Origin of the sequence: Novosphingobium sp. IK01, from assembly GCF_033242265.1 — a bacterium.
GTDB classification, from domain to species: domain Bacteria; phylum Pseudomonadota; class Alphaproteobacteria; order Sphingomonadales; family Sphingomonadaceae; genus Novosphingobium; species Novosphingobium pituita.
Window position 1 is genome coordinate 1,142,298 of the sequence record NZ_BTFW01000001.1, and the last position, 17,572, is coordinate 1,159,869.

At 68.2% G+C, this 17,572-nt stretch carries 16 protein-coding genes; 12 read left to right on the forward strand and 4 right to left on the reverse strand.

All coding sequences use genetic code 11. The features are described 5' to 3' along the window. Positions 1 to 12 precede the first annotated feature (12 nt). From trpE to SBI20_RS05485, 9 genes are all read left to right on the forward strand, one after another. The gene (trpE, locus tag SBI20_RS05445; protein WP_317974096.1) at positions 13 to 1,575 is read left to right on the forward strand and encodes an anthranilate synthase component I; all 1,563 of its coding nucleotides are present in this window, start codon (positions 13 to 15) and stop codon (positions 1,573 to 1,575) included. Between the two features lie 9 nt (positions 1,576 to 1,584). Continuing rightward, complete coding sequence (locus tag SBI20_RS05450; RefSeq protein ID WP_317974097.1) at positions 1,585 to 2,169, forward strand: anthranilate synthase component II; 585 nt, start codon at positions 1,585 to 1,587, stop codon at positions 2,167 to 2,169. Further along, positions 2,166 to 3,161 carry an anthranilate phosphoribosyltransferase gene (trpD, locus tag SBI20_RS05455; RefSeq protein ID WP_317974098.1) on the forward strand — a complete coding sequence of 332 codons (996 nt, stop codon included), beginning with the start codon at positions 2,166 to 2,168 and terminating at the stop codon, positions 3,159 to 3,161. The genes SBI20_RS05450 and trpD overlap by 4 nt, the downstream gene beginning before the upstream one ends. Positions 3,162 to 3,201: 40 nt before the next feature. Beyond that, a complete protein-coding gene (gene trpC / locus SBI20_RS05460) occupies positions 3,202 to 3,990 on the forward strand; it encodes an indole-3-glycerol phosphate synthase TrpC (RefSeq protein WP_317974099.1) in 789 nt (262 codons plus the stop codon). A 4-nt stretch (positions 3,991 to 3,994) separates the two neighbouring features. Then, the gene (locus SBI20_RS05465; RefSeq protein ID WP_317974100.1) at positions 3,995 to 4,438 is read left to right on the forward strand and encodes a reverse transcriptase-like protein; all 444 of its coding nucleotides are present in this window, start codon (positions 3,995 to 3,997) and stop codon (positions 4,436 to 4,438) included. Further along, on the forward strand, positions 4,435 to 4,908 hold the full coding sequence (gene moaC, locus SBI20_RS05470) for a cyclic pyranopterin monophosphate synthase MoaC (RefSeq protein ID WP_317974101.1): 474 nt from the start codon (positions 4,435 to 4,437) through the stop codon (positions 4,906 to 4,908). The genes SBI20_RS05465 and moaC overlap by 4 nt, the downstream gene beginning before the upstream one ends. A 10-nt stretch (positions 4,909 to 4,918) precedes the next feature. Next, positions 4,919 to 6,163 (forward strand): molybdopterin molybdotransferase MoeA, encoded by a 1,245-nt coding sequence (locus SBI20_RS05475; RefSeq protein WP_317974102.1) that lies wholly within the window; start codon positions 4,919 to 4,921, stop codon positions 6,161 to 6,163. A gap of 57 nt (positions 6,164 to 6,220) precedes the next feature. Further along, positions 6,221 to 6,901, forward strand: coding sequence for a transcriptional repressor LexA (gene lexA / locus SBI20_RS05480; protein WP_317974103.1), 681 nt, complete (start codon positions 6,221 to 6,223; stop codon positions 6,899 to 6,901). 87 nt (positions 6,902 to 6,988) lie between these two features. Then, positions 6,989 to 7,327: a DUF2322 family protein gene (locus SBI20_RS05485; protein ID WP_317974104.1), complete on the forward strand. Its 339-nt coding sequence runs from the start codon at positions 6,989 to 6,991 to the stop codon at positions 7,325 to 7,327. Positions 7,328 to 7,376: 49 nt separating this feature from the next. Here the strand turns inward: SBI20_RS05485 and cysS are convergent, their stop codons facing one another. The 3 genes from cysS to fsa form a co-directional block, all read right to left on the reverse strand. Further along, complete coding sequence (gene cysS / locus SBI20_RS05490) at positions 7,377 to 8,849, reverse strand: cysteine--tRNA ligase (protein WP_317974105.1); 1,473 nt, start codon at positions 8,847 to 8,849, stop codon at positions 7,377 to 7,379. Between the two features lie 74 nt (positions 8,850 to 8,923). Next, on the reverse strand, positions 8,924 to 10,744 hold the full coding sequence (gene cobT, locus SBI20_RS05495) for a cobaltochelatase subunit CobT (protein WP_317974106.1): 1,821 nt from the start codon (positions 10,742 to 10,744) through the stop codon (positions 8,924 to 8,926). A gap of 78 nt (positions 10,745 to 10,822) precedes the next feature. Beyond that, a complete protein-coding gene (gene fsa, locus SBI20_RS05500; RefSeq protein ID WP_317974107.1) occupies positions 10,823 to 11,476 on the reverse strand; it encodes a fructose-6-phosphate aldolase in 654 nt (217 codons plus the stop codon). A gap of 259 nt (positions 11,477 to 11,735) precedes the next feature. Here fsa and SBI20_RS05505 point away from each other — a divergent pair, with 259 nt between their 5' ends. Beyond that, positions 11,736 to 13,931, forward strand: a complete 2,196-nt coding sequence (locus SBI20_RS05505; RefSeq protein ID WP_317974108.1) for a primosomal protein N' — start codon at positions 11,736 to 11,738, stop codon at positions 13,929 to 13,931. A 34-nt stretch (positions 13,932 to 13,965) separates the two neighbouring features. Here SBI20_RS05505 and SBI20_RS05510 read toward each other — a convergent pair whose 3' ends face one another. After that, entirely contained in the window at positions 13,966 to 15,000 is a 1,035-nt protein-coding gene (locus SBI20_RS05510; protein ID WP_317974109.1) for a bifunctional transcriptional activator/DNA repair enzyme AdaA, read from the reverse strand. A gap of 102 nt (positions 15,001 to 15,102) precedes the next feature. Here SBI20_RS05510 and SBI20_RS05515 point away from each other — a divergent pair, with 102 nt between their 5' ends. Both SBI20_RS05515 and SBI20_RS05520 read left to right on the forward strand, forming a co-directional pair. Further along, on the forward strand, positions 15,103 to 16,674 hold the full coding sequence (locus tag SBI20_RS05515; RefSeq protein WP_317974110.1) for a S1C family serine protease: 1,572 nt from the start codon (positions 15,103 to 15,105) through the stop codon (positions 16,672 to 16,674). Between the two features lie 315 nt (positions 16,675 to 16,989). Then, positions 16,990 to 17,544: a F0F1 ATP synthase subunit delta gene (locus SBI20_RS05520; RefSeq protein WP_317974111.1), complete on the forward strand. Its 555-nt coding sequence runs from the start codon at positions 16,990 to 16,992 to the stop codon at positions 17,542 to 17,544. Positions 17,545 to 17,572 lie beyond the last annotated feature (28 nt).

Genomic DNA, 17,572 nt, shown 5'->3' on the forward strand with positions numbered 1-17,572 from the left:
ACAAGCAGGCCCATGACCACCACTCTCTCGCGTTCCGCGCCGCAAGCTGGCGCCCAGCCCGAAAACAGCAGTGCCGCCCGCGCGGCACTGGCCGCCGGAAAGCCGGCGCTGGTCTGGCGCAAGCTGATTGCCGACAGCGAGACCCCGATCAGCGCCGCACGCAAGCTGATCGTGCCCGAACGCGGCGATTTCCTGCTGGAATCGGTGCAGGGTGGCGAAGTGCGGGGCCGCTACAGCCTGCTCGGGCTCGACCCCGATCTGGTCTTCCGCGCGACCGGCCCCAAGGCCGAGATCAACCCGGTCTGGCAGACCGACCGCGAGGCCTTCGCTCCGCGCGAAGGCGACAGCCTCGTCGAACTGCGCGCGCTCGTCGAACGCTGCCGGATCGACGTTCCCGAAGGGCTTCCGCCCACGCTGGCCTGTCTCGTGGGCTATTTCGGCTATGAGACCATCGGCCTTGTCGAAACGCTCCCGCGCGCGCCGCAAAGCCCGCTGGTCCTGCCCGACATGCTGTTCGTGCGCCCGACCGTGGTGCTGGTGTTCGACCGCCTGAGCGACGAACTGACCGCCGTCGCGCCTGTCTGGGCTGATGGCCCCTGCTCTGATGGCAGCGACCCGCAGGCCCTGATCGATGCCGCCGCCGAGCGGATCGACGCCGCGCTCGCGCGCCTCCATGGCCCCGCCCCTGCCGATCCGCGCCTGCCCGAAGCCATCGAGCTTGCCCGCGAGCCGCAGATGGCGCCGGGCCTCTACGCGCAGATCGTTTCGCGCGCCAAGGACTACATCACGGCGGGCGACATCTTTCAGGTCGTGCTTGCCCAGCGCTTCACCGCGCCGTTTCCCCTCCCGCCCATCGCGCTCTACCGCGCGCTGCGCCGGATCAACCCCTCGCCCTTCCTGTTCTTCCTCGACATGCCCGGCTTCGCGCTCACCGGCTCCAGCCCGGAAATCCTCGTGCGCATCCGCAACGGCGAAGTGACCATCCGGCCCATCGCCGGCACCCGCCCGCGCGGCGCCACGCCGCAGGAAGACCGCGCCAACGAGGAAAGCCTGCTGGCCGACCCCAAGGAACGCGCCGAGCACCTGATGCTGCTCGACCTCGGGCGCAACGACGTGGGCCGCGTGGCCGCCGCCGGGACGGTCAAGGTCACCGAGAGCTACACGATCGAACGCTACAGCCATGTCATGCACATCGTCTCGAACGTCGTCGGCAAGCTCGACACCGCGCGGGCCGACAGCGTGGACGCGCTCTTCGCCGGGTTCCCGGCAGGCACCGTGAGCGGCGCGCCCAAAGTGCGCGCCTGCCAGATCATCGCCGAACTGGAGCCCGAAACGCGCGGCGCCTATGCGGGCGGCGTGGGCTATTTCGCGCCCGACGGTTCGGTCGACAGTTGCATCGTGCTGCGCACGGCGGTCGTCAAGGATGGTGTCATGCACGTCCAGGCGGGCGCTGGCATCGTCGCCGACAGCGACCCGGATGCCGAACAGCGCGAATGCGAACACAAGTCCGGTGCCCTTTTCGCCGCCGCGCGCGAAGCGATCCGCGTCGCCGCCGAGCCGCAGTTCGGACAGTAAGGCAAGGTTATGATCCTCGTCATCGACAACTACGACAGCTTCACCTGGAACCTCGTCCACTATCTGATGGAACTGGGGGCCGAAGTGAAAGTGGTGCGCAACGACGCGCTCACCGCCGCCGATGCGCTCGCCTCGGGCGCAAAGGGCTTCCTCCTCTCGCCCGGCCCTTGCACCCCCAACGAAGCGGGGATCAGCCTCGACCTCGTGGGCGCGGCGGCGCAGGCCCAGGTGCCGCTGCTCGGCGTGTGCCTCGGCCACCAGTCGATCGGCCAGTACTTTGGCGGCAAGGTCGTGCGCGGCGGGCTGATGCACGGCAAGGTCTCGCCGGTCACCCACGACGGCACGGGCCTGTTCGCCGGGCTCCCCTCGCCGTTCATGGCCACGCGCTATCACTCGCTGATCGTCGAGGACGTGCCCGAATGCCTCGTCGTCAACGCCCGTTCCGATGACGGCCACACGATGGGCTTCCGCCATGCCAGCCTGCCGATCCACGGCGTGCAGTTCCACCCGGAAAGCATCGCGACCGAACATGGCCATGCCATGATCGCCAATTTCCTCGCGATCTGCGGGATCAGGGCCAAGCTCCCGGCATGAGCGCACTGCCCGCCATCACGGCAACCCCGCTCGACGAGGAGACTGCGCTCGCCGCCTTCGGCGCCATTCTCGATGGCGACGTGGCCGACGAAGACACCGCTGCCTTCCTCGTCGCCCTGTCCGACCGGGGCGAAAGCGCGAGCGAAATCGCGGGCGCGGCGCGCGCCATGCGCGAGCGGATGATCGCCATCGAGGCCCCGGCCAACGCCATCGACGTGTGCGGCACGGGCGGCGACGGGCACCACACGCTCAATGTCTCGACCGCCGTCAGCCTCGTGGTCGCCGCCTGCAACGTGCCGGTGGCCAAGCACGGCAACCGCGCGGCCAGCTCCAAGGCGGGCGCGGCCGATACGCTCGAAGCCCTCGGTCTCAACCTCGACCGCGCGGCGCAGACCGCCGAGCAGACCCTGGCTGACCTGGGCATCTGCTTCCTCTTTGCCGCGCAGCACCACCCGGCGATGGGGCGGATCATGCCGATCCGCCGCGCCATCGGTCGGCGCACGATCTTCAACCTGATGGGGCCGCTGGCCAATCCGGCGCGCGTGCGCCACCAGCTCGTGGGCATCGCACGGCCCGCTTATGTGCCGATCTATGCGCAGGCCATCGAGCGCCTGGGCACCGACCGCTCGTTCGTGATCTCGGGCGACGAAGGCCTCGACGAACTGAGCCTTGCGGGCGGCAACGAACTGGCCGACGTGACCGGCCACACCATCGCGCTGCGCCGTGTCTCGGCCAGCGAGGCCGGCCTGCCCACAGCCCCCGTCAGCGCGCTGCGCGGCGGGGACGCGGCCTACAACGCCGCCGCGCTCAAGGCCCTGCTCGATGGCGAACCGGGCCCCTATCGCGACGCCGTGCTGTTCAACGCCGCGGCCGCGCTGATGGTGGCGGGCGAAGTGACCGACTGGCACGAAGGCGTCGAGGAAGCCGCCGAAGCGATCGACAAGGGCCTCGCCTATGGCCTGCTGCGCTGCTGGATCGACGCCCTCGCCTAAACCCGTCCATTTCCCGCATTCCCGATCAGGCCGACCGCTCATGACCGACAAGCTCACCGAAATCTGCGCCACCAAGCGCAAGGAAGTCGCCGCCCGCAAGCCGCTCGCCTCGCTCGCCGATCTGGCCGCACGCGCCGCGTGCGCCACGCCGCCGCGCGGCTTCGAGGCCGCCTTGCGCGCGCGCGCCGCCAATGGCTTTGCGCTGATCGCCGAGATCAAGAAGGCCAGCCCCTCCAAAGGCCTGATCCGCGAAGATTTTCACCCTGCCGATCATGCCCGCGCCTATGAGGCGGGGGGCGCGGCCTGCCTTTCGGTGCTGACCGACGCGCCCTATTTCCAGGGGCACGAGGACTTCCTCGTCGCCGCCCGCGCGGCCTGTGCCCTGCCCGTCCTGCGCAAGGACTTCATGGTCGATCCCTGGCAGGTCGCCGAGGCCCGTGCGATCGGGGCCGACGCGATCCTGATCATCGTGGCCGCGCTTGAAGACGCGCAGATGGCCGAGATCGAGGCCGCCGCGCGCGAGGCGGGCATGGATGTCCTCGTCGAGGTTCACAACGAGGCCGAAATGGAACGCGCCGCGCGCCTGCGCTCGCGCCTGATCGGCGTCAACAACCGCGACCTCAAGCGCTTCGTGACCGACATCGCCACGACCGAACGCCTCGCCCCGCTCGCCCCGGAAGGCACGCTGCTGGTTGCCGAAAGCGGCATCAACACCCATGCCGACCTCGTGCGCCTTTCGGCGTGCGGCGCGCGCACGTTCCTCGTGGGCGAAAGCCTGATGCGCCACGCCGACGTAACTGCCGCCACGCGCACCCTCCTCGAAGGCTGACCCCGTGGCCGCCGCGAACCGGCCCTGCAAGCTGTGGTTCGACGGTGGCTGCCGCCCCAATCCGGGCCGGATGGAACACGCTGTCGTCACGCGCGGGCAGACCTGGTTCACGCCCGACGCCGGAGAGGGCGATTGCAACCGCGCCGAATGGCTCGCCCTCTTGGCCGCGCTCGCGCTGGCCGCGCGAATGGGTGAAACCGATGTGATCCTCTGCGGCGATTCGGCCTGCGTGATCGACCAGATCGAGGGCCGCACCGCGCCGCTCTCTGCCCATGCCGATTGCCTCGCGGCCTATCGGAACGCCATCGTTCCATTTTCGCGCGTGCGCCTGCGCCATGTGGGGCGCGCGCAAAATCTCGCCGGAATTGCGCTGGAACGCCTGCGCGCGGGTCTTCCCACGCCGCAGCCACTTGCACCGGCCATCCAGTCTGGCATGAGCGAGCGATGAGCGACCTGACCCATCTCGATGCCCGTGGCCATGCACGCATGGTCGACGTGGGCGCCAAGGCCCAGACCCGGCGCGTGGCCGTCGCGCGCGGGTTGATCCGCATGTCCGCCCCCGCGCTCGCCGCCATCCGCGACGGCACCGTGCCCAAGGGCGATGTTCTGGCCACCGCGCGCATCGCCGGGATCATGGCCGCCAAGAAGACCGGCGACCTGATCCCGCTATGCCATCCGCTCGCGCTCGACGCGGTGACAATCGATTTCGAACTGACCGGCCATGGCGTCGAATGCACCGCTACCGCCTCGCTCACCGCGCGCACGGGCGTGGAAATGGAAGCGATGACCGCCGTGAGCGTGGCCCTCCTGACGATCTACGACATGGCCAAGGCCGTCGACAAGGGCATGATCATCGAGGCCGTCCGCCTGATCGCCAAGCGCGGCGGCAAGTCGGGCGACTGGACCTGCCCCGAGTGAGACATTTCCCGTGACCAATCCCGTTCCCCAGGGGCGCCCGCGCAAGCCCCCGCTCGCGCTTGAAGAGGCGCAGGCCCGCCTGATCGCGCTCGCCCCGCGCGTGGCCATCGAACACATCGCCAGCGCCGAATGCCTCGGCCACTATCTGGCAGGCCCCCTGCTGGCCGAGCGTACCCAGCCCGCCACCGCCCTTTCGGCGATGGACGGCTATGCCCTGCGTCAGGCCGACATGCCCGGCCCGTGGGAAGTCGTGGGCGAAAGCGCCGCCGGGCATCCGTTCACCGGTACGGTCGGGCCGGGTGAGGCCGTCCGCATCAGCACCGGCGCGGCCCTGCCTGCCGGGGCCGACATGGTCCTGCTTCAGGAAGACACGGCTCGCCACGGCGATCAGGTGGCCTTCACCGGAACCCCGCCAGACCCGCTCGGGCGCCATATCCGCCCCTCGGGCATGGACTTTGCCACCAGCCATCCCCTGCTCGAATCCGGCACCCGCCTGGGGCCCGCCCAGATCGCGCTGGCCATCGCCGCAGGTCACTCCCACCTGCCCGTCCACCGTCCCCTTACCGTCGCGGTGATCGACAGCGGCGACGAACTGGCCGCCCCCGGCCACCCGCTGCTCCCCCACCAGATCCCGGCCAGCAATGGCCCGATGCTGGCGGCCATGGCATCGAGCCTGCCGGTCAAGGTCACCCGTATCGGCCCCGTGCCCGACCGCCTCGATGCACTGGCCAGCGCGCTCGACACCGCGCGCGAGGCCGACATCGTGGTAACCAGCGGCGGCGCCTCGGTCGGCGATCACGACCTCGTGCGCCCCGCCCTCGAAGCCATTGGCGCCAGCCTCGATTTCTGGCGGGTTGGGATCAAGCCGGGCAAGCCGATCCTCGTCGGACGCCGCCCGCGCGAGCACCAGTCGCAAGTGATCCTCGGCCTTCCGGGCAATCCGGCCTCGGCCTTCGTGACCGCACACCTGTTCCTGCTGCCGCTGCTGCGCGCCACGCTGGGCGCCGCCCACCCCCTGCCCCGCCCGCTGATGGTGCCGCTGGGCGAAGCCATGCCTGCAGGGGGCAGCCGCACCGAATTTTTGCGCGGACAATGGGATGGCCGCAAGGTCATGCTCGACCCGTTGCAGGATTCGGGCGCACTCTCGCCCATCGCACGGGCCAATTGCCTCGTGCGCCGCGAAGCGCGCGCGCCAATGCAGCCAGAAGCGAGTGAAGTGCCGATCTATCTGCTCGATTGTGGCGGATTTGCTTGACGGGTTCGGTTTGGTTGCTTATTCGTTCCGCATTCGTTCGCCAAAGGAGACTTGCGGATGCTTACGCGCAAGCAGCACGAACTGCTCTCGTTCATTCAGACGCGGCTTGATGCGTCCGGCATCTCCCCCTCGTTCGAGGAAATGAAGGAGGCGCTCGACCTCAAGTCGAAATCAGGCGTCCACCGCCTGATCTCCGCGCTGGAAGAACGCGGCTTCATCCGCCGCCTGCCCAACCGCGCCCGCGCCCTCGAAGTGATCCGCGAGCCCGAGAGCCTGGCCACCAAGGCACCGTCGCGTGCCCGCGCCACGAGTGCCGCCCCGGCAAGCACGCCCCCGCTGCGCAAGCCCGCCAACGACGTGGTCGAAATCCCGCTTCATGGCCGGATCGCCGCAGGCATGCCGATCGAGGCGATCGAGGGCAGCGCCATGCTTCCCGTGCCTGCCGCCCTGCTCGGCTCGGGCGAACATTATGCGCTCGAAGTTTCAGGCGATTCGATGGTCGACGCCGGCATTCTCGATGGCGATGTCGCGCTTGTGCGCCGCACCAATGTCGCCCGCGATGGCGAGATCGTGGTTGCCCTCATCCATGGCGAGGAAGCCACGCTCAAGTATTTGCGCCACGAACGCGGCCGCATCCGCCTCGACCCGGCCAATGCCGCCTACGAACCGCAATTCTACGCCGAAAGCGAGATCGAGGTACAGGGCAAGCTCGCCGGTCTCCTGCGCCGCTACCACTGAGCGAAACCGGTTGCAGGGGGCTGGCAGTCGCCTCAGAAGACCCTGCCAGCCCCCTGCACTTCCTTCGTTTCAAAGGTGCTTTTTGCCATGACGACCACGCTCCTGTTCGGCCCCTCGTTCAAGGATAATCTCGCCCGGCTTCCCGCCATCGACGGCGTGGCCCGGATCGACCTGTTCGACGCCAATGGCACACTTGCAGGCAGCATTGCCAACCAGCCGGGCCAGCAGGGCTCGCTCGCGGTCTACCAGTATCTGAAGACGCGCTTTGCCACGCTCGACGCGCAGGCTGCCGAACTCGGCCTCGAAATCTTTGCCGAACATACCCCCGGCGCGCGCACCACGCCCGGCGCCCACCCCAATATCGACCGCCTGATCGCGATTGCCGGGGGCGCCCCGGCCCTGTCGCTGGAAATCATCCCCGCCTGAAGGGAGCAGGTCCCGTATCCGCGTCAGGCGGCACGGGACCTGACCATGCTCAGCCCAGGCGCCAGTCCCAGCCCAGCGGATCGCCGTCCATCGCCTCGACCCCCTGCGTGGCCAGATCGTCGCGCAGGGCATCGCTGCGCGCGAAATCCTTGTCCGCACGGGCCGCGCGGCGTTCGTCGAGCACGGCTGTAATCGCCTCGGGCGTGATTGTCGCGCCCTTGGGCGTCAGGCGCAGGTCGGTGCGCGCCAGAGTGGTCAGTTGCAGGCCCAGCACCGCGTCGAGCGCGCCGATCGCTGCCAGCTTGAGCGCCGGATCGACCTTCTTGAGCGCGATCACCTCGTCCATCACCGTGAGCGCCACGGCGGTATTGAGATCATCGGAAATCGCCGCGTCGAAGCGTTCGACCAGCGGCGCGATCTTCGCATGGCGCTCCCAGCCCTCGCCCGAAGCGCCAGCCTCGACCCGCTCGCGCAGTTGCGCAACAGCCATGACCATCCGCTTGAGGCGCGTGAGCGCGGCGCCAAGGCCCTCCCACGAGAATTCCAGTTCGCTGCGATAGTGCGCCTGAAGGCACAGCAGGCGATAGGCGAGCGGGTGGTAGCCCTTGTCGATCAGCAGTTGCAGGCGCAGGAACTCGCCCGAAGACTTGCTCATCTTGCCCGAGCGTTCGACGAGGAAGTTGTTGTGCATCCACGTCCGCGCGCCCGAATTGGCCGGATTGGCCAGACTGCCCGCGCAGCAGAACGCCTGATTCTGGGCGATCTCGTTGGGATGGTGGATCTCGCGGTGGTCGATCCCGCCGGTGTGGATGTCGAACGGAAAGCCCAGCAACTGGCCCGACATGACCGAGCATTCGAGATGCCAGCCCGGCGCGCCGCGGCCCCACGGGCTGTCCCATTCCATCTGGCGGGTCTCGCCCTCTGGCGTCTTGCGCCAGATCGCGAAGTCGGCCTGATGGCGCTTGCCCTCGACCTGCTCGATGCGGCCTTCGCCCTCGTCCGTCGCCGCGCGGGCAAGGCGGCCATAATCGGCCACGGTCGAAACATCGAAATAGAGGCCGCCGGGCAGCTCGTAGCAGTGCTTGTCGGCGATTGTTTTGGCAAACTCGATCATCGCGGGCACATAGTCGGTGGCGATCGACCAGTGCGCGGGCTGGCGGATGCCCAGTGCGGCAATGTCGGCCCAATAGGCCTGCGTATAGTGGCGCGCGATGTCCCAGATCGACTGTGAACCAGCCTTGGCGGCCTTTTCGAGCTTGTCCTCGCCCGCGTCCGCGTCGTCGGTCAGGTGGCCGACATCGGTGATGTTGATGACGTGGGTGAGCGCATAGCCCTTCCACGACAACGTGCGGCCCAGCACGTCGGCAAAAACATAGGCGCGCATGTTGCCGATGTGGGGATAGTTGTAGACCGTCGGCCCGCACGAATAGACGCGCGCCTCGCCGGGATGGACCGGGACAAAAGGTTCGAGCGCGCGGGTGAGGCTGTTGAACAGCGTGAGCGGGGCTGCGGTGTGCGTCATAGCCCCGCGCCTTGCCCCGGCGGGGCAGGTCCGGTCAAGCTTTGCCGTTGGAACCTGTCCCGCCTCCTTGGCGATCAATCGACCTCGAACAGGTCGGCGAGTTGTTCGACGATGGTGCCGCCCAGTTGCTCGACATCCATGATCGTCACCGCGCGGCGATAATAGCGCGTGACGTCGTGGCCGATGCCGATGGCGACAAGCTGGACCGGGCTCTGCTTCTCGATCCAGCCGATCACCTTGCGCAAGTGCTGTTCGAGATAGCCCGCGTGGTTGACCGAGAGCGTGCTGTCATCGACCGGCGCGCCATCGGAGATCACCATCAGGATGCGGCGGTCTTCGGGGCGGGCGAGAATGCGGCTGTGCGCCCAGAGCAGCGCCTCGCCGTCGATGTTTTCCTTGAGCAGGCCCTCGCGCATCATCAGGCCCAGATTCTTGCGCGCGCGGCGCCAGGGTTCGTCGGCCTTCTTGTAAACAATGTGGCGCAAGTCATTGAGACGGCCCGGATGAGCCGGTTTGCCACCGGCCAGCCAGGCCTCGCGCGATTGCCCGCCCTTCCACGCGCGGGTGGTGAAGCCCAACACTTCGGTCTTGACCCCGCAGCGTTCGAGCGTGCGCGCGAGAATGTCGGCGCTGATCGCCGCAATCGAGATCGGGCGCCCGCGCATCGAGCCTGAATTGTCGATCAACAGGGTGACGACGGTATCCTTGAACTCGACATCGCGTTCCATCTTGTAGGACAGCGACTGGCCCGGCGCGATCACCACGCGCGCGAGGCGGGCGGCGTCGAGCAGGCCTTCTTCCTGATCGAAATCCCAGCTGCGGTTCTGCGCGGCCATCAACCGGCGCTGAAGCCGGTTGGCCAGCCGGGTGACGACGCTTTGCAGGCCCTTCATCTGGTTGTCGAGATAGGCGCGCAGGCGGGTCAGCTCCTCCTCGTCGCACAGATCCGTGGCGGCGATCACCTCGTCGAACCGGGTGGTATAGGCCTGATAATCGAAATCTTCGGGCAGGTCGGTCCACGGACGGTTGGGCCGGGTCGGCAGCATGCCGTCCTCACCCTCGTCGTCGACATCCGAATCGGCGGGGTCATCGGGACGGTCGGTGTCTTCCTGACTTTCGCCCTGATCGTCACCCTGCGCGCTGTCGCCGGCCATCTCGACCGGCTGCTGGTCGTCGGCAGAGGTCTCGGCTTCCTCGGGCTGTTCGGTGCCGTCGTCCTGGTCTTCCTCGTCTTCCTGGTCCTGGTTCTCGTTCGGCTCGGGAGGGGTGGCCTGGGTCAGTTCGAGATGGCCCAACATATCGAGGGCAAGCTTTTGAAAAGCCTTCTGGTCTTCAAGCTTGTCGGCCAGATGGGTGAAATCGTCGCCAGCGCGCGCCTCGATCCAGCTGCGCACCATGTCGGTGCCCAGACGGGCGAGCGGCGGCACGGACTGGCCGGTGAGCTTCTCGCGCAGCAGCAGCGCGATCGCGGTGGGCAGCGGCACTTCCTCGGGCTTGGTCGCGCGCGAGATCGGGTCGGCGGCGACGCGCTGGGCGGTCACCGCATCGAGATTGACCTGCATGCCCGCATAGCCGCGCGAGCCGAGCGCCTCGTAGCGCACGCGCTCGACCGCATCATAGCAGGCCCGCGCGAGCAGTTCGGTCGGCGCGCCGGTCTCGTGAACACGGTCGTTGTGCAGCCGCAGGCGCAGCGCCATCGAATCGGCGGCGCCGCGCGCCTGCGCCACTTGCGCTTCGGGCAAGGCGCGACCGGGCATGGGCACGCGCATCAAATGGCCGGTCTGGCTGGCCTGATCGGAGGTCCAGGCCACCTCCACGTCGCTCTGTTCGGAAAGCGCCCGTGCGGTGCCGGTGAGCACCGAGCGGAAAGTGTCGAGAGGAGATTCGCCAGCCAAGATCAGTTCCGTATTTCAGGCACCCCGGGCCGGGAAAGGCAACCAAGCCAGACCGGCACCGGGGCGCAAACCATCGCGTCAGCCGATAGATTGGCCGGTCTTGGCCCAATCCGCAAGGAAGCCTTCGATGCCCTTGTCGGTCAAAACGTGCTTGAACAGGCCCTTGATCACGGCGGGCGGCGCGGTGATCACGTCGGCACCGATCTTGGCGCTTTCGAGGATGTGGACGCCGTGGCGGATCGAGGCGACGAGGATTTCGGTCTCGAACGCGTAGTTGTCGAAGATCAGGCGGATGTCGCGGATCAGGTCCATGCCATCGAAGCCGTTGTCGTCGTGACGGCCCACGAAGGGCGAGATGAAGGTCGCGCCGGCCTTGGCGGCCAGCAGGGCCTGGTTGGCCGAGAAGCACAGCGTGACGTTGACCATCGTGCCATCGGCCGAGAGCTTCTTGCAGGTCTTGAGGCCGTCGATGGTCAGCGGCACCTTGATGCACACGTTGTCGGCGATCTTGCGCAGGATTTCGGCCTCGCGCATCATGCCTTCATGGTCGAGCGCGACCACTTCGGCCGAGACCGGCCCATGGGTCAGGCCGCAGATTTCCTTGGTCACCTCGATGAAGTCGCGGCCCGACTTGGCGATCAGGGTGGGGTTGGTGGTCACGCCGTCGAGCAGGCCGGTGGCGGCCAGATCGGCGATTTCGGCGGTATCGGCCGTGTCGACAAAGAACTTCATGGCGGTGTTTCCTGCGCAGGTTTGTGGAGCCTTCCACCCGTGAAGCCCACGGCGGCGGTCCACATTGATTGTCCAAGTTGAGTGACCAACTTGATTGGCCAGGTTGATTGGCCAAGTTGATTCTGGGGCGGCCTATAGGCCACCTGCCCCGGCCTGTCAGGCCCGCTTGTGGCCACAAGGTGCGCTCATGCACACCCTTGCGCCCTGTTTCCCGCCTCCGGTTTGCCCTGTGGCGTCCCGCTCCCTATATCCGGGGGCGATGACCCAGCCTTCTTCTGCTCGCATCCGCTGCGTGGTGTTCAACGCCGCCCTGGGTCCGCTCGACTACAAGGTTCCTGCCCATCTCGACGTTCAGCCCGGCCATGTGGTGATCTGCCCGCTCGGGCCCCGCCAGATTCTGGGCGTGGTGTGGGAAGCCGACCGCCTGCCCGAAGCCGACGTGCCCGAGGCCAAGCTGCGCCCGATCCTGGGCGTGCTGCCGGTGCCCCCGCTCGGCGCGCCGCTGCGCCGGTTGATCGAGTGGTGTGCCGACTATTACCTTGCCCCGCTGGCCTCGGTCGCGCGCATGGCGCTCTCGAGCACGGCGGCGCTGCAAGGGGGCAGCACGGTTACCGAATATCGCCTCTCGGGCCGTGCCCCCGAGAGCCTGCCCAAGGGGCGCCTTACCCCCCAGCGCGCGCAGGCGATGGACCTCCTGATCGACCAGCAGGCGACCATCCGCGAACTGGCCGAAATCGCCGAAGTCTCGCAAGCCGTGCTGCGCGGGATGGTGACCGCAGGGCTGCTCGAAGCGGTGACCGTCGATGCCGACCGCGCCTACCCCCGCGCCGACCCGCACCATGCCCAGCCCGCACTCTCCGATGCACAAGGGGCCGTTGCCGCGCGCCTCGTCGCGGCGGTCAAGGCGCGGGCATTTCAGCCGTTCCTGCTCGACGGTGTGACCGGATCGGGCAAGACCGAGACATATTCCGAGGCGATTGCCGCGGCCCTCGAAGAGGGGCGACAGGTTCTCGTCCTCTTGCCAGAAATCGCACTGACTCAAAGCTTTCTGTCGCGTTTTGAGCAACGCTTCGGCAGTCCGCCGGTCTCGTGGCATTCCGCGCTCAAGTCCTCGGAGCGGCGGCGGGCCTGGCGTGCGGTGGCGCAAGGACGCGCGCAAGTGGTGGTCGGCGCGCGCTCGGCACTGTTCCTGCCGTTTGCCAACCTGGGCCTGATCGTCGTCGACGAAGCCCACGAGATCAGCTTCAAGCAGGACGACGGGGTGCGCTACAATGCCCGCGACGTGGCGGTGATGCGGGCGCGGTTCGAAGGCGTTCCGGTCGTGCTGGCGAGCGCGACCCCGGCGCTCGAAAGCCTCCAGATGGCCGCGAGCGGGCGCTACGAACGCCTCGTCCTGCCCAGCCGTTTCGGGGGCGCGCAATTGCCAACGATCCGCATTGTCGACTTGCGTGAGGACGTGCCCGAGCGCGGGCGCTGGCTGGCCCCCTCGCTCGTCGAAGGGCTGCACGAGCGGCTTGGCCGGGGCGAGCAGAGCCTGCTGTTCCTCAACCGGCGCGGCTTTGCCCCGCTGACTTTGTGCCGGACTTGCGGCCACCGCTTCCAGTGCCCCAATTGCTCGGCCTGGCTGGTCGAGCACCGGCTTTCGCACCGCCTCGCCTGCCACCATTGCGGCCACGAAGTGCCCACGCCCAACACCTGCCCCGAATGTGGCGAGCCGGACTGCCTCGTCGCCTGCGGGCCGGGGGTGGAGCGGATCGCCGACGAAGTGGCCCAGATCCTGCCCGAAGCGCGCGTCGCGCTCGTCACCTCCGACACACTGACGAGCGCGGCCAAGGCTGCGCAATTCGTCGAGCAGGCCGAGAACAAGGCGATCGACGTGATCGTGGGCACCCAGCTTGTCACCAAGGGCTTCCACTTTCCCGACCTCACGCTGGTCGGCGTGGTCGATGCGGACATGGGCCTCGAAGGGGGCGACTTGCGCGCTGCCGAGCGGACTTATCAACAGGTCGCGCAAGTGGCGGGGCGCGCCGGGCGCGGCGAGAAGCCGGGCGAAGTGCTGATCCAGACCCGCCATCCCGAAGCCCCGGTCATCGCCGCGCTGGCCAGCGGCGACCGCGACGCCTTCTACGAGGCCGAGACCGAAGCCCGGCGCGAGGCCCATGCCCCGCCGTTCGGGCGCTGGGCGGCGATCATCGTGTCGAGCGAGGACGAGGCCGAGGCGCGCGACGCGGCCCGCGCCATCGGCGGCTGCGCGCCGCGCCTGCCCGACGTGATGATCCTGGGGCCCGCCCCTGCCCCGCTTTCGCTGCTGCGCGGGCGCTATCGCTATCGGCTGCTGATCAATGCGCGGCGCACGAGCGAGGTGCAGAAGGTGATCCGGGGCTGGCTTGCCCCCTTGCGCTTTCCGCAAGGGGTGCGCGTGGCGGTCGATATCGATCCCTACAGCTTCGTTTGACCGCCCCCTGTTGATCGGCCACCTCCCGTGCGTCTCAATCGCCGCGTTCGCGGTCCAGCAGGGCCTGCTTGATGGCAAGGCCCCAGGCATAGCCGCCCAGCGATCCGTCCGAGCGGACCACCCGGTGGCACGGGATCAGCACGGCCACAGCGTTCGCCCCGTTGGCGCTGCCCGCCGCGCGCACGGCGCCCGGCTTGCCCACGGCGGCGGCGATCTGCGCGTAAGAGCGCGTTTCTCCGGGCGGAATGGCCTGAAGCTGGCGCCAGACCGCCTCCTGAAACGCCGTCCCGGCCACGTCGAGCGGGATGTGGTCGGCCCGCCCCGGTACCTCGACCGCATCGACGACCTGCCCCAGCAGGGCTTCGAACACCGTGCCACCTTCGACCAGCAAGGCCTTGGGAAACCTGCTTTCCAGCGCCTCCCGACCCTCGCCGAACGAGAGGCGGCAGACCCCCTTGTCGGTCGCGGCCACCAGCATCGGGCCCAGTGTCGTGGCCACTTGGGCCCAGTGGATGGTTACCCCGGCCCCGCCATTGCGCCAGGCTGAAGGCGCCATGCCGAGTCGGTCGGCCTCCGCATAGAAGCGCGAGGGCGCGCCATAGCCCGCCGCGTGGATCGCCTCGGTCACGCTGGGCGCATGGCTCAACCCCTCGGCCATGCGCTGCTGACGCAGGGCGCGGCCATAGGCGGCGGGCGAAAGACCGGTGGCGCGGGTGAACACACGCTGGAAATGGCCGGGGGAATAGCCGGCCTGCTCCGCCAGTTGTGCGAGCGTGGGCGGTGTTTGCGCCTCCTTGATCATGGTCAGGGCCCCGGCCACGGCGGCCTCGTCGCGCGCCATGTCGTCGGGGTGGCACCGCAGGCAGGGACGCAAGCCTGCGGCACGGGCCTGCGCGCCATCGGCATAGAAACGGACGTTCGCGCGCGCGGGATGCCGGGCCGCGCAGGAGGGCCGACAGTAAATTCCCGTGGACAGAACGCCGGTCACGAAAACGCCGTCAAAGGCCCGGTCGCGCGCCAAAACCGCCCGCCAGCAGGCCTCGGGATCGGGAAGCGGACACTGCGACATCGAAAACTCCGAACATGGTTTGCCCATCCCTCATGCCATTGCGGCGCCCTTCGTGCATCCCGCGCCTTGCGATCAAACCGAATCCCGGCCATTCCCCTGCCCATGTTGCGCCGCCTCATCGCCCCGCTGCTCGCTGTTGCCGCCCTGTGTGTCGTGCCTGTCACGCCTTCCGGGATCACCGCCGCCCATGCCGACCCCGCCGATATCGCGGCGGCGAGCCGTGGGGTCGTGCGCGTGGTCATCGTGCAGAGCGACGGGCATGGTTCCTCGCTGATCGGCCATGGCACGGGCTTTGCCGTCACCCCCGAATATGTCGTCACCAATGCCCATGTGGTCGATCCGCTGCGGCAGGACGACACGCTGATTGCAGGCGTCGTTCCCCCTGAGGGGCGCGGCGGCTTCGAGGCGCGCGTGGTCGCCTATTCGCCGCGCAACGACCTTGCCCTGCTCAAGATCAAGGGCGACGGACGACTGACCCCGCTCTCGCTCTATGCCGGACAGGTGACCGATGGCGCGGATGTGAGCGCGGTAGGCTATCCGGGCAATGTCGATCTGGCACAGGGGCTTTCGCTGGGCGATCTGGTCAGCCCGCAAGCAGCGGTCAAGACGCGCGGCTATGTCTCGGCCGGGCGCAGTTCCAAGGAATTCGACACCATCCTGCACACCGCACCGATTGGTGCGGGCAATTCGGGCGGCCCGCTGCTCGATGCCTGCGGGCGCGTGGTGGGGGTCAATTCGTTCGGCACGGTGAGCGACAACGGCACGGATTCCGCGTTCTATTTCGCGATCTCGATGCGCGAACTCTCGCGCTTCCTCCAGCAGGCCGGGGTCCAGGCCCATGCCAGCGACCTGCCCTGCACCTCGATCGCCGACCTCGACCGCGCCGAGAGCGAACGCGCCGCCACCGACCAGGCCCGCCAGACCGCCGAGCAGGACGCCAGGGCGCTTGCCCGCAACCGCGCGCTCGAAACCGCGCGCCGTCAGGCCGAGATCGCCGTGCTGACCGAGCGCGACAACGGCATGGCGCTGGCCGTGCTGATGCTCGTGGGCACGCTGGCAGCGGGCGGCAGCGCCTTCATCTTCGCCCAGCGCAAACGCCCGCAGGCGACCCGCATCGCCGGGGGCAGCGCGCTGATCCTGCTGCTGGGCGCGGGCGCGGCCTGGGCCTTGCGCCCGAGCCTGCAATCGATCGACACCCGCGCGCAGGACATGGTCGACGACCAGCCCGGCGCCAGCGCCTCGGCCAGCCCGCAACCCGCCACGCGCACGACCGGCAAGTTCATCTGCGTGCTCGATCCGCAGCGCAGCCGCGTGACCGTCTCGGACATCACCGATGTTCCCATCGAATGGTCCGCCGATGGCTGCATGAACCAGCGCAGCCAGTATGGACTTGCCAGCGATGGCTGGTCGCGCGTGCTGGTGCCCAATGGCGAAGACACCATCGCGGTCACCCATTTCGATCCCGACAGCCACACGTACACCGTCGAACGCTTCCTGATGGGCCTCGACGCGATGAACGCGGCGCGCGCCCAGCGCCAGAAGACGATCGCCCCGGCCTGCGGCGCAGGCGATGCCGAGGCGCGCCGCTTTGGCGACGCACAGGCTGCGATCCGCGCCCTGCTTCCCGCCGAACCCAACGAGCGCATGCGCTACAACTGCCAGCCCGCGCCCTGATCTTTGCCAGCCTGCCGCAGGGCACCGGGTCAAGTATGGTGCCCTGCCCGCGTTGAAGATCAGGAAGACCTGATTCGCGAGCCCTGTGTCCATTGCGGCACACCCCCGGCGCCTTCGCCGCAAACCGTCCCGCAGACGATACGTTTGAGCCCCGTTTACGCATACGTTTGCGCCTCGATCAACAGCCCGACCCAACTGGTGGCTTGTCATACGGGTGCGACGTTGCTAGGCGCGCCGGGATTAGGGGGCGTCACGTGCATTTTTGCGCGTCATGCGCCTTGCTTGAAATCCTTGGACTGAAGGGGACTGAGGCGCGTGGAGATTTCCGGCGGCATCACGGCCAGCCTTGCGGGGCGTTACGCTACGGCTCTTTATGAGCTGGCACATGAACAGGGCCAGGTTTCGGCCGTGGAAGGCGATCTGGAGCGCCTGACCGACGCGCTGCGCGAATCGAATGATTTCGCTGCGCTTATCCGCAACCCCCTGATCAGCCGCCACGCGGCTGGACAGGCAATGGCCGCAGTGGGTCAGACGCTGGGCGTCAGCCCGCTGACCGGCCAGTTCCTCGGCCTGCTGGCCAGCAAGGGCCGTCTGCCCAAGCTCGTCGACATCGCGCGGGCCTACACCACGATTGCCGCCGCCCTGCGCGGCGAAGTGACCGCCCACGTCACCAGCGCTCACCCGCTCGACGATGCGCAGGTCGCGACCCTTGCCGACAAGCTGGCCGCCCGTGCCGGCAAGTCGGTCAAGCTCAAGACCGCGGTCGATCCCGACATTCTTGGTGGGCTGGTCGTCAAGATCGGCAGCCAGATGATCGACAGTTCGATCCGCACCCGTCTCAATTCGCTCGCCCAGGCCATGCAGGGCTGAAGCCAAAAAGTTTGCACGAAAGGCTGAA

What these genes read in the sequence shown, in the direction of transcription:
- trpE (WP_317974096.1), top strand. Translation starts at nt 13, where the DNA reads ATGACCACCACTCTCTCGCGTTCCGCGCCGCAAGCTGGCGCCCAGCCC.
- SBI20_RS05450 (WP_317974097.1), top strand. Translation starts at nt 1,585, where the DNA reads ATGATCCTCGTCATCGACAACTACGACAGCTTCACCTGGAACCTCGTC.
- trpD (WP_317974098.1), top strand. Translation starts at nt 2,166, where the DNA reads ATGAGCGCACTGCCCGCCATCACGGCAACCCCGCTCGACGAGGAGACT.
- trpC (WP_317974099.1), top strand. Translation starts at nt 3,202, where the DNA reads ATGACCGACAAGCTCACCGAAATCTGCGCCACCAAGCGCAAGGAAGTC.
- moaC (WP_317974101.1), top strand. Translation starts at nt 4,435, where the DNA reads ATGAGCGACCTGACCCATCTCGATGCCCGTGGCCATGCACGCATGGTC.
- lexA (WP_317974103.1), top strand. Translation starts at nt 6,221, where the DNA reads ATGCTTACGCGCAAGCAGCACGAACTGCTCTCGTTCATTCAGACGCGG.
- SBI20_RS05485 (WP_317974104.1), top strand. Translation starts at nt 6,989, where the DNA reads ATGACGACCACGCTCCTGTTCGGCCCCTCGTTCAAGGATAATCTCGCC.
- cysS (WP_317974105.1), bottom strand. Translation starts at nt 8,849, where the DNA reads ATGACGCACACCGCAGCCCCGCTCACGCTGTTCAACAGCCTCACCCGC.
- fsa (WP_317974107.1), bottom strand. Translation starts at nt 11,476, where the DNA reads ATGAAGTTCTTTGTCGACACGGCCGATACCGCCGAAATCGCCGATCTG.
- SBI20_RS05505 (WP_317974108.1), top strand. Translation starts at nt 11,736, where the DNA reads ATGACCCAGCCTTCTTCTGCTCGCATCCGCTGCGTGGTGTTCAACGCC.
- SBI20_RS05510 (WP_317974109.1), bottom strand. Translation starts at nt 15,000, where the DNA reads ATGTCGCAGTGTCCGCTTCCCGATCCCGAGGCCTGCTGGCGGGCGGTT.
- SBI20_RS05515 (WP_317974110.1), top strand. Translation starts at nt 15,103, where the DNA reads ATGTTGCGCCGCCTCATCGCCCCGCTGCTCGCTGTTGCCGCCCTGTGT.